General features: G+C 61.8%; 10 protein-coding genes. 3 read left to right on the forward strand and 7 right to left on the reverse strand.

Annotated elements, in window-relative coordinates; genetic code table 11:
- Positions 1-3: 3 nt before the first annotated feature.
- On the forward strand, positions 4-1,155 hold the full coding sequence (locus PMI31_RS27645; protein ID WP_008023123.1) for an acyl-CoA dehydrogenase family protein: 1,152 nt from the start codon (positions 4-6) through the stop codon (positions 1,153-1,155).
- 124 nt (positions 1,156-1,279) lie between these two features.
- Here the strand turns inward: PMI31_RS27645 and PMI31_RS27650 are convergent, their stop codons facing one another.
- From PMI31_RS27650 to PMI31_RS27675, 6 genes are all read right to left on the reverse strand, one after another.
- Complete coding sequence (locus tag PMI31_RS27650; RefSeq protein WP_008023124.1) at positions 1,280-2,053, reverse strand: enoyl-CoA hydratase; 774 nt, start codon at positions 2,051-2,053, stop codon at positions 1,280-1,282.
- Between the two features lie 13 nt (positions 2,054-2,066).
- The gene (locus PMI31_RS27655) at positions 2,067-3,194 is read right to left on the reverse strand and encodes an acyl-CoA dehydrogenase (RefSeq protein ID WP_008023126.1); all 1,128 of its coding nucleotides are present in this window, start codon (positions 3,192-3,194) and stop codon (positions 2,067-2,069) included.
- Between the two features lie 178 nt (positions 3,195-3,372).
- Positions 3,373-4,566, reverse strand: coding sequence for an acetyl-CoA C-acyltransferase (locus PMI31_RS27660; protein ID WP_008023127.1), 1,194 nt, complete (start codon positions 4,564-4,566; stop codon positions 3,373-3,375).
- A gap of 12 nt (positions 4,567-4,578) precedes the next feature.
- Complete coding sequence (locus tag PMI31_RS27665) at positions 4,579-5,340, reverse strand: SDR family NAD(P)-dependent oxidoreductase (protein ID WP_043302702.1); 762 nt, start codon at positions 5,338-5,340, stop codon at positions 4,579-4,581.
- A 16-nt stretch (positions 5,341-5,356) separates the two neighbouring features.
- Positions 5,357-7,021, reverse strand: a complete 1,665-nt coding sequence (locus tag PMI31_RS27670; protein ID WP_008023129.1) for an AMP-binding protein — start codon at positions 7,019-7,021, stop codon at positions 5,357-5,359.
- A gap of 136 nt (positions 7,022-7,157) precedes the next feature.
- Positions 7,158-8,081, reverse strand: coding sequence for a carbon-nitrogen hydrolase family protein (locus tag PMI31_RS27675; protein ID WP_008023130.1), 924 nt, complete (start codon positions 8,079-8,081; stop codon positions 7,158-7,160).
- A gap of 84 nt (positions 8,082-8,165) precedes the next feature.
- Here PMI31_RS27675 and PMI31_RS27680 point away from each other — a divergent pair, with 84 nt between their 5' ends.
- On the forward strand, positions 8,166-9,074 hold the full coding sequence (locus PMI31_RS27680; protein WP_008023131.1) for a LysR family transcriptional regulator: 909 nt from the start codon (positions 8,166-8,168) through the stop codon (positions 9,072-9,074).
- Positions 9,075-9,083: 9 nt separating this feature from the next.
- On the opposite strand, the gene PMI31_RS27685 is transcribed toward PMI31_RS27680, so the two are convergent.
- Positions 9,084-9,338, reverse strand: a complete 255-nt coding sequence (locus tag PMI31_RS27685) for a hypothetical protein (protein ID WP_008023132.1) — start codon at positions 9,336-9,338, stop codon at positions 9,084-9,086.
- Between the two features lie 163 nt (positions 9,339-9,501).
- Here PMI31_RS27685 and PMI31_RS27690 point away from each other — a divergent pair, with 163 nt between their 5' ends.
- On the forward strand, positions 9,502-9,819 hold the full coding sequence (locus PMI31_RS27690) for a DUF883 family protein (RefSeq protein WP_008023133.1): 318 nt from the start codon (positions 9,502-9,504) through the stop codon (positions 9,817-9,819).
- The last annotated feature ends 108 nt before the right edge of the window (positions 9,820-9,927 follow it).

Consider the following 9,927-nt stretch of genomic DNA (forward strand, 5'->3'; position numbering starts at 1 on the left):
GCCATGCACGATATCGAATTGAGCGAAGAGCAAATCATGATCCGCGACATGGCCCGGGATTTTGCCCGTGGCGAAATCGCGCCCCATGCCCAGGCCTGGGAAAAGGCCGGCTGGATCGATGACGGTCTGGTGGCGAAGATGGGCGAACTGGGCTTGTTGGGCATGGTGGTCCCCGAGGAATGGGGCGGCACCTATGTCGACTACGTGGCCTACGCGCTGGCGGTCGAAGAGATTTCCGCCGGCGACGGTGCGACCGGCGCCTTCATGAGCATCCACAATTCCGTGGGCTGCGGGCCGGTACTCAACTACGGCAGCGAAGAACAGAAACAAACCTGGCTGGCTGACCTGGCCAGCGGCCAGGCCATCGGCTGCTTCTGCCTGACCGAACCCCAGGCCGGTTCCGAGGCGCACAACCTGCGTACCCGCGCCGAACTGCGCGACGGCCAGTGGATAATCAACGGCGCCAAACAATTCGTCAGTAACGGCAAGCGGGCCAAGCTCGCGATTGTATTTGCCGTGACCGATCCGGACCTGGGCAAACGTGGCATCTCGGCATTCCTGGTACCGACCGACACCGCCGGGTTTATCGTTGATCGCACCGAACACAAGATGGGCATTCGCGCATCCGACACCTGCGCCGTGACCCTCGACAACTGCACTATCCCCGAGGCCAATTTGCTAGGCGAACGTGGCAAAGGCCTGGCCATCGCCCTGTCCAACCTCGAAGGCGGACGCATCGGCATCGCCGCTCAAGCACTCGGTATTGCTCGCGCGGCGTTCGAAGCGGCGCTGGCCTACTCCCGTGATCGGGTGCAGTTTGGCAAAGCGATCAATGAACACCAGAGCATCGCCAACCTGCTGGCGGACATGCACATGCAACTGAACGCCGCACGATTGATGATCCTGCACGCCGCACGCCTGCGCACGGCCGGCAAACCCTGCCTGTCGGAGGCCTCACAAGCCAAGCTGTTTGCCTCGGAAATGGCGGAAAAGGTCTGCTCGTCCGCCATTCAGATTCATGGCGGCTATGGCTACCTGGAAGACTATCCGGTGGAAAAATACTACCGGGATGCGCGGATCACGCAGATCTACGAAGGGTCGAGCGAGATACAGCGGATGGTGATTGCCCGCGAACTGAAGAACTATCTGGTGTGAAGCTTTAAAAGCTTCGCTGGCAAGCCAGCTCCTACAGGTTCTGGGGGTGTACACAATATGTGTGAACGACCAGGAACACTGTGGGAGCGGGCTTGCCCGCGATAGCGTCAGTGAAAACGCTGCGTCACTTGCCTTGGAACTCCGCCTCACGCTTGGCAATGAACGCCGCCATCCCTTCCTTCTGATCCTGCGTCGCAAATGCCGCATGGAACACCCGGCGCTCAAAGCGCACGCCTTCGGCCAGGCTCACTTCAAAGGCACGGTTGACGCTTTCCTTGACCATCATCGCAATCGGCAGCGACTTTTTAGCGATCAACGCAGCAACTTTCAGCGCTTCATCCAGCAGTTCATCGCTCGGCACGATACGCGCCACGATGCCGCAGCGCTCCGCTTCCACGGCATCGATCAGACGCCCGCTCAGGCACATTTCCATGGCCTTGGCCTTGCCCACGGCGCGGGTCAGGCGCTGGGTGCCGCCCATGCCCGGCAACACGCCGAGGTTGATTTCCGGCTGGCCGAATTTGGCGTTGTCGCCGGCCAGGATGAAGTCACACATCAACGCCAACTCACAGCCGCCGCCCAGGGCAAAACCGTTGACCGCCGCGATGATCGGCTTGCGGCGGTTGGCCACGCGATCGCTGTCGCTGAACAGGTCGTCGATATAGATCTGCGGGTAGGTCAGCTCAGCCATTTCCTTGATGTCGGCGCCAGCGGCAAAGGCTTTTTTCGAACCGGTCAGCACGATGCAGCCGATGTTCGAGTCAGCCTCGAAGCCGTCGAGGGCCTGGTTCAGTTCGCTGACGATCTGCGCGTTCAACGCATTCAGCGCCTGTGGACGGTTGAGGGTGATCAGGCCAACGCGGCCATGGGTTTCCAGCAAAATCGTTTCGTAACTCACAGGGAACTCCTTCTTATAGATTGCGCGAGATGACCATGCGCTGAATATCGCTGGTGCCTTCGTAGATCTGGCAGACCCGCACGTCGCGGTAGATCCGCTCCAGCGGGAAGTCGTTGAGGTAACCGTAACCGCCCAGGGTTTGCAGCGCCGAGGAGCATACCTTCTCGGCCATTTCCGAGGCGAACAACTTGGCCATCGACGCTTCGACCAGCGCCGGCTTGCCACTGTCGCGCAGGGCGGCGGCGTAGTGCACCATTTGCCGCGCCACAGCGATCTGGGTCGCCATGTCCGCCAGACGGAACGCCACGGCCTGGTGCTCGATGATGGGTTTGCCGAAACTCTCGCGCTCACGGGCGTAGTCGCGAGCCGCCTCGAACGCGGCGCGGGCCATGCCCACCGATTGCGAAGCGATCCCGACGCGGCCGCCTTCAAGGTTGGCCAGGGCAATCCTGTAGCCTTCGCCCTCCTCGCCCAAACGATTGGCCACCGGCACCTTCACATCTTCGAAGAGGATCTGGCAGGTGTCGGACGCATGCTGACCGAGCTTGTCTTCGACCCGCGCCACGGTGTAGCCCGGCGAATCGGTCGGCACGATAAAAGCGCTGATGCCGCGTTTGCCAGCGCTCGGATCGGTCACTGCAAACACGATCACCACCCCGGCATTGCGCCCGGAGGTGATGAACTGCTTGCAGCCATTGAGTACGTAATGATCGCCCTGCAGTTGCGCACGGGTTTTCAGGCCGCTGGCGTCGGAACCGGCCTGGGGTTCAGTCAGGGCGAAAGCGCCGAGCATCGCACCGCTGGCCAGCGGTTTGAGGAAGCGCTCTTTCTGCTCATCGGTGCCGTAGTTGAGGATTGGCACACAACCCACGGAGTTGTGCACACTCATGATGGTGGAACAGGCGCCATCGCCGGCGGCGATTTCTTCCAGTGCCATGGCGTAGGCCAGGTAACCGGTGTCGCATCCGCCCCACTGCTCCGGCACCAACATGCCGAAGAAGCCCAGCCCGGCCATTTCGCCGATGGCTTCCTTGGGAAAGCGATGCTCACGGTCCCACTCGGCAGCGAACGGTTTCAGCCGTTCCTGGGCAAAGTCCCGGGCCATGTCGCGGATCTGTTGTTGGTCGTCATTGGGGATCATGGTGAATCCTTAAAAATTTAAGCCTTCGCACAAATTACCTGGTTGAAACACTGTACCTGTGGGAGCGGGCTTGCCCGCGATGAGGCCGTAACATTCAACACCTTTGTTGACTGGCAGTCCGCCATCGCGGGCAAGTCGGAACGCCGCACCGCCACTCCCACAGTGTTTTGCGTCAGCCTCAGTACAGGCATTCCACGGCCATGGCCGTCGCTTCACCGCCACCAATGCAGATCGCCGCGACACCACGCTTCAGGCCTTTCTGGCGCAGGGCCGAGAGCAAGGTCACGAGAATCCGCGCACCGGATGCCCCGATCGGGTGACCGAGGGCGCAAGCACCGCCGTGCACGTTGAGTTTCTCGTGGGGTATTTCCAGATGAGTCATCGCGGCCATGCCGACCACGGCGAAGGCTTCATTGACTTCCACCAGATCGACGTCATTGAGCGACCAGCCGGTTTTCTTCATCAACTTCTTGATGGCGCCAATCGGTGCCACCGGGAACAGGCCCGGGGTGTCGGCGAACGCGGCGTGGCCATGAATCACCGCCAACGGCTTCAGGCCTTGTTGCTGTGCCTGCGACTGGCGCATCAGCACCAGCGCGGCAGCACCGTCGGAGATCGAACTGGAGTTGGCCGCCGTCACCGTACCGCCTTCGCGGAACGCCGGTTTCAACGAGGCGATCTTGTCCAGTTTGGCTTTGGGTGGCTGCTCGTCATTGCTGATCACAACCTGCTCTTTGCCGACCGTCACGGTGAGCGGCACGATTTCATCCCTGAAGCTGCCGTCCCTGATCGCCTGTTGCGCGCGAGTGGTCGAGGCGATGGCGAACGCGTCCTGGGCTTCACGGCTGAAGCTGTTGGTTTCGGCGCAGTCTTCGGCGAAGGTGCCCATCAGGCGGCCCTTGTCGTAGGCGTCTTCGAGGCCGTCCAGGAACATCGAGTCCTGCACCCGGCCATGGCCCATGCGGTAGCCGGCACGGGCGCGGTCCAGCAGGTAAGGCGCGTTGGACATGCTTTCCATGCCACCCGCGACCACCACGTCGGCACTGCCGGCCACCAGCATGTCGTGGGCCAGAATCGCCGCCTCCATGCCGGAACCGCACATCTTGTTCAGGGTGGTGCAGCGGGTCGATTTATCCAGCCCGGCAGCCAGTGCCGCCTGACGCGCCGGGGCCTGGCCGAGGCCTGCCGGCAGTACGCAGCCGAACAGCACTTCGTCGACGCTTTCACTGGCAACGCCGGCACGTTCAACGGCGGCCTTGATGGCGGCAGCGCCGAGTTGCGGCGCGGTCAGGCTTTTCAGTTCGCCCTGGAAACCACCCATCGGGGTGCGGACGGCACTGACGATTACAATCGGATCGTTGGACATTGTCATGACAAATCCTCCTTATTTGGCAGCCATGCGCAAGGCACCGTCGAGACGGATCACCTCGCCATTGAGCATGCTGTTTTCAATGATATGCCTGACCAGCGCGGCGTACTCGCCCGGTTTGCCCAGGCGCGGCGGAAATGGCACGCCAGCCGCCAGGGAGTCGCGGACTTCCTGGGTCATGCCGGCCATCATCGGCGTCTCGAAGATGCCGGGGGCGATCGTCATGACACGGATGCCGAAACGCGCCAGTTCGCGGGCAGCGGGCAAGGTCAGGCTGACAATCGCACCTTTGGACGCCGAGTAGGCCGCCTGACCGATCTGACCGTCGTAAGCCGCGGCAGACGCGGTATTGATGATCACTCCGCGCTCGCCATCGGCGTCCGCTTCGGTTTCCGCAATCGCCGCTGCCGCAAGGCGCAGCATGTTGAAGCTGCCGATCAGGTTGACGTTGATCACCTGGCTGAAGCTGGCCAGCGCGTGCGGGCCATTCTTGCCGAGAATCTTCTCGCCACGCACGATGCCCGCGCAATTGACCAGGCCATTGAGGCCGCCAAAGGCCTTGACCGTCGCCTGCACCGCGGCTTCGGCTGCCGCTTCGTCGCTGATATCCGCCACCACGCTCTGCGCGCCAAGACGCTGGGCCTGGGCTGCAACGGCTTCGGCGTTCATGTCCACCAGCATCACTTTCGCGCCAGCGGCAACCAGCACCTCGGCAGTGGCTGCACCGAGGCCGGAAGCGCCACCCGTGACGATAAATATCTTGTTCTCGATCTGCATCATTGTTTCCCTGGATTCAAGCTGGAACGTTCTTCGCCGTGGCCTCTTGAGCCTTGGCGATTTCCTGGTTGCGCAAGATAAAGCGCTGCAATTTGCCGCTTGGGGTTTTCGGCAACTCGCTGACAAATTCGATTTCGCGGGGGTAGGAATGCGCCGCCAGACGCTTGCGCACATGTTGCCGCAGCTCTTCGGCCAACGCAGGCTCTGCGCGGTATTGCGGGCTGAGCACGACGAAGGCCTTGACCCGTTCGGTGCGCTCCGGATCGGGCTTGCCGACCACGGCGGCCTCGACCACGGCCGGGTGTTCGATCAGTGCACTTTCCACATCGAATGGACCGACCCGGTAGCCGGAGGTGGTGATCACGTCATCGCTGCGGCCAACGAAGCTGATGCTGCCGTCCGGGTTCCACTCGACGGTGTCGCCACTCAGGTAATAGTTGCCGACGAAGGCCTTGGTCGGCCCGCCTTCGTAGCCGGCAAACCAGCACATCGGCGATTGGCTGCGGTCGATCGCCAGAATGCCCGGCTGGCCAACGCCGAGTTCCTTGTATTGGTCATCCAGGACCACAATGCGGTGGCCCGGCGAGGCAAAACCGGCGGCGCCCATGTGAATCGGATGTTCCAGGCCGTGGTGGTTGCACAGCACCATACCCAGTTCGGTCTGGCCGTAGTGATCGTGGATCACCACGTCGAGGTTGTCGGCAAACCAGCGGATCACTTCCGGGTTCAGCGGCTCGCCGGCGCTGCTGACGATGCGCAGCTTGCCCTTGATCGATCTGGCGAATTCGTCGCCGCCGGCAATCAGCAAACGGTAGGCCGTCGGCGAACCGGTGAGGTTGGTAATCCCGTACTTGTTGATCACCCGGCAGGTACTTTCGAGGGTGAACGGGCCATCGTAAAAGGTGATCGGATGCCCCATGGCCATCGGCCCCGTGACACCGAAATAGATACCGTAGGCCCAACCCGGATCCGCGACGTTCCAGAAGGCGTCTTCCGGGCGCAGATCCACCGCATCACGGGTGTAGCTCTGGAACGCGACGATGGCCTTGAGCGGCACCGACAGGGCTTTCGACGGGCCGGTGGTGCCCGAGGTGAACATCAGCAGGAACGGATCTTCCCCGGTCAGCAGCACAGGCTCACAATCGGCGGAATAGTTGGCCAGTTCGGCCCAGAAACTGAAATCGCCGCGAACCAGGCCCTGCCCTTTGGGGCCGGTGACGGTCACCGTGGTCGGGCAATCGGCAACTTCGGCCAGTTTCGGCCGGTTCACCGCATCGGTCACCACCACTTTGGCGCCAGAGCAGCTCAGGCGGTGCTCGATGGCCTTGGGGCCGAATGCGGTAAACAGCGGTTGATACACCGCGCCGATGCGCCAGGTGGCGAACACGGTGATCAGCAGTTCGATATTGCGTGGCAACAGGCCGGCCACCTTGTCGCCTTTCTTCACGCCCTGGGCCTGCAGGTAATTGGCGAAACGCGCGGCCTTGTCCTGCAACTCGGTGAAGGTGTACGTCGCACTGGTGCCGTCGCGTCCTTCCCAGAACAGCGCGATGCGGCCCGGCAAGGCATGCCGGTCACAGCATTCGACACAGGCGTTGAGGGCTGTCAGATCGCCTGCGAGTGCGGCGTCGACGGTTTGCTGATAATTGAACTGAGAAGTAGCAGACAAGTAATCGCGCATTGCCAGAATCCCTCTGTGTTTCTTATTAGGTTGGGGGAACCGTAATCAACAGGGAAATACTCGCTCTGCGCGGGGTGGCGGGCAATGGTCAAAGCTATCAAGTTGCCTGACTGCTTTGGCCAAAGCCCGCCGGGTATCAAGCGATGAAGCGCACCCCCGGTTTAACGCGCTCGTCCACGGTCAGTTCAAACACATCCGGCCGCGCGTAGTGGCCAACCACGTCATAGTCGTAGCGGGCGCGTACCAGGTCGTCAGTATCGATTTGCGCGGTGAGCAGACCGGCGCTGTCACGCAACGGTCCGGCGAGGATGTCGCCCATGGGACCGACGATCACGCTGCCACCGGCGATCAATGGCCGATCCGCCGGCCAGTTGGCGATGTCCAGACCCAATGCCCGGGGCGAGGCCTGGACCTGACAGGCACTGACCACGAAACAACGCCCCTCATGGGCGATGTGGCGCATGCTGACCTGCCACATCTCCCGTTCGTCCACGGTCGGCGCGCACCACACCTCCACGCCTTTGGCGTACATCGCCGTGCGCAGCAGCGGCATCATGTTCTCCCAGCACACCGCCGCACCGACGCGCCCGACCTGGCTGTCGATCACCGGCAGCGTCGAACCATCGCCCTTGCCCCAGATCAGCCGTTCGGTGCCGGTGGGCATCAGTTTGCGGTGTTTGGCCACCAGCCCGGCCTGCGGATCGAAGTACAGCGCGGTGCAGTACAACGTGCTGCCCGCACGCTCGATCACACCGATCACCAGATTGGCCCCGGTGCGTGCAGACAGTGCCGCCAACGCCTCGGTTTCCGCGCCGGGTACGTCGATGGCATTGGCAAAATAACGGGCAAAGGCTTCGCGACCTTCCGGCAGGCGATAACCCAGTTGCGTAGCAAAACCCTCGCCTTTGGGATAACCGCCCAACAGCGCTTCCGGCATCACCACCAACCCGGCGCCGGCTTCGATGATCGCGTTTTCATAAGACAGGATCTGTTCCAGGGTTTCAGCCTTGCCACCGGGCAATGCGCCGATCTGCAGGGCAGCAACGATTGATTTGGGCATCGCACACACTCCATTCGCATCAGGTGTTGCTCATTCTCCGGCGTCACGCAATCATCAATAAAGACCGATTCACTGCTGAATGATATGAGCCAAATGAATATCATCGATATCGACCTCAACCTGCTCAAAGTCTTCGAAGCACTGCACGAGGAGTCCAGCGCCAGCCGCGCCGCCTTGCGCCTGGGCGTAACGCAATCGGCGGTCAGCGCAGCCCTGCGTCGGTTGCGCGAGGTGTATGGCGATCAGCTGTTCGTGCGCACCGGACGAGGCCTGGCCCCCTCGCTCAAGGCCAATCAACTCAAACCGGTGGTCAGCGATGCCCTGAACAAATGCCGGCAGAGCCTGGCGATGGTCGATCCGGCCGCGCAGCAGTACGACGGTCGCTCGGTCACCGTGGGCATGTCGGATGATTTCGAAATTGCCTACGGCCGGCGACTGATCGAACAAATCGCCCATAGTGCGCCGAAGTTGCGGCTGATTTTTCGCCAGACCCATAGCCAGATCGTCGCCCAGGCCTTGATGGAACGCAGCATCGACCTGGCGATTACCGCGGGAGGGTTTGCCGAGCGGCTGCTCAGCCGTCAGGTGCTGGGAGAAGGCGGCTACCTGTGCCTGGCGGACCCATCGAGCCTGGGCGCGGGCCAGCAGAGCATCAGTCTTGAAGAGTTTGTCGCCCGTGAACACATTCTGGTGTCGTCCGGCGGTTTTATCGGGATTACCGATGAAGGATTGGCGGCGCTGGGGCTGAGTCGGCGGGTGTGCGCCTCGACCACGCACTTTGCCGCGTTGCCGCATCTGCTCAAGGGCAGCCAGGCCGTTGCGACCATTCCGGCCCATGCGGCGCAAAGCATCGCAGCGCTCAGCGGACTGGCGTTGCTGCCCTGCCCCTTGGCGTTGCCACGTTACCCGATCGAGCTGGGCTGGCGCACCAGCACCCAGCTCGATCCGGTGGTGTTGAAAGTGCGTGAAGCGATTGTCGCGAGTTTCGCGTGAACGCCGACGTTACTTGTTGGCGGCCATCAGGCGATTGACTTCACTGCGTACCATGTTGGCGAATTCCGGGGGCGACATGCCGTCCAGCTCGGCGCGCACCCATTCCGCCCACTTGCCTTTGCGCTTGGCCCGTTCGCCGAACAACCGCGCGCCCTCACCCTTGGCTTTGCCCAGGTTGTTTTGCCAGAGTTCGAACAGACGGGATTTCTCGTCTTCAAGCGCAGCGCGCTCGGCAAGGGGTTTGTCGGCCAGATTGAAGCTCATGGGAATTTCCTGCTGCGTAAAATAGGCGACATCTTACACTGTAGGACGAAATGTCCTGCGCCGGTTTTTCAGCAAGATGACCTCCCCGGGCAAATAGCTGCAACTTTTCCGATAACGGCAGACTCCATTGTTCACTGTCCACTTACCTGCAAGGAGTACTTCAATGGTCCGCAAAACCGCCGCGCAAACCACCGAAGATCAAATCAAGGATCTAGCGTTCAGCGAACTTCAATCGCTGATCGAAGAGTCGGAAAAACTGCTGAAACACAGCGCCTCACTGGTCGGGGAAGAAGCGGAGACCCTTCGCGGACAAATCGCGCTGAAACTCCAGCAGGCCAGGGATTCGGTGGCCAGCGTACGCGACCGGACGCTGCCCGCGGTCGAGGCCACTGAAACCTATATCGGCGGGCATCCATGGCAAACCGTGGCGATTTCTGCCGGTTTCGGCTTGGTGGTGGGGTTGTTGCTGGGACGTCGGTAATCACGGACAAATACTGAACACTACTGCAGGAGCTGGCTTGCCAGCGAAGGCGTCGGATCAGCCGGAATCCACGTTGCCGACGCACCGCTTTCGCCGGCAAGCCGGCTC

The sequence above is a fragment of the Pseudomonas sp. GM55 genome (genome assembly GCF_000282395.1).
GTDB lineage: Bacteria > Pseudomonadota > Gammaproteobacteria > Pseudomonadales > Pseudomonadaceae > Aquipseudomonas > Aquipseudomonas fluorescens_CC.

Excerpts from the sequence above, each read along its gene's own strand:
- PMI31_RS27645 (WP_008023123.1), top strand. The coding sequence starts at position 4 with ATGCACGATATCGAATTGAGCGAAGAGCAAATCATGATCCGCGACATG.
- PMI31_RS27655 (WP_008023126.1), bottom strand. The coding sequence starts at position 3,194 with ATGATCCCCAATGACGACCAACAACAGATCCGCGACATGGCCCGGGAC.
- PMI31_RS27660 (WP_008023127.1), bottom strand. The coding sequence starts at position 4,566 with ATGACAATGTCCAACGATCCGATTGTAATCGTCAGTGCCGTCCGCACC.
- PMI31_RS27665 (WP_043302702.1), bottom strand. The coding sequence starts at position 5,340 with ATGCAGATCGAGAACAAGATATTTATCGTCACGGGTGGCGCTTCCGGC.
- PMI31_RS27670 (WP_008023129.1), bottom strand. The coding sequence starts at position 7,021 with ATGCGCGATTACTTGTCTGCTACTTCTCAGTTCAATTATCAGCAAACC.
- PMI31_RS27675 (WP_008023130.1), bottom strand. The coding sequence starts at position 8,081 with ATGCCCAAATCAATCGTTGCTGCCCTGCAGATCGGCGCATTGCCCGGT.
- PMI31_RS27680 (WP_008023131.1), top strand. The coding sequence starts at position 8,166 with ATGAGCCAAATGAATATCATCGATATCGACCTCAACCTGCTCAAAGTC.
- PMI31_RS27685 (WP_008023132.1), bottom strand. The coding sequence starts at position 9,338 with ATGAGCTTCAATCTGGCCGACAAACCCCTTGCCGAGCGCGCTGCGCTT.
- PMI31_RS27690 (WP_008023133.1), top strand. The coding sequence starts at position 9,502 with ATGGTCCGCAAAACCGCCGCGCAAACCACCGAAGATCAAATCAAGGAT.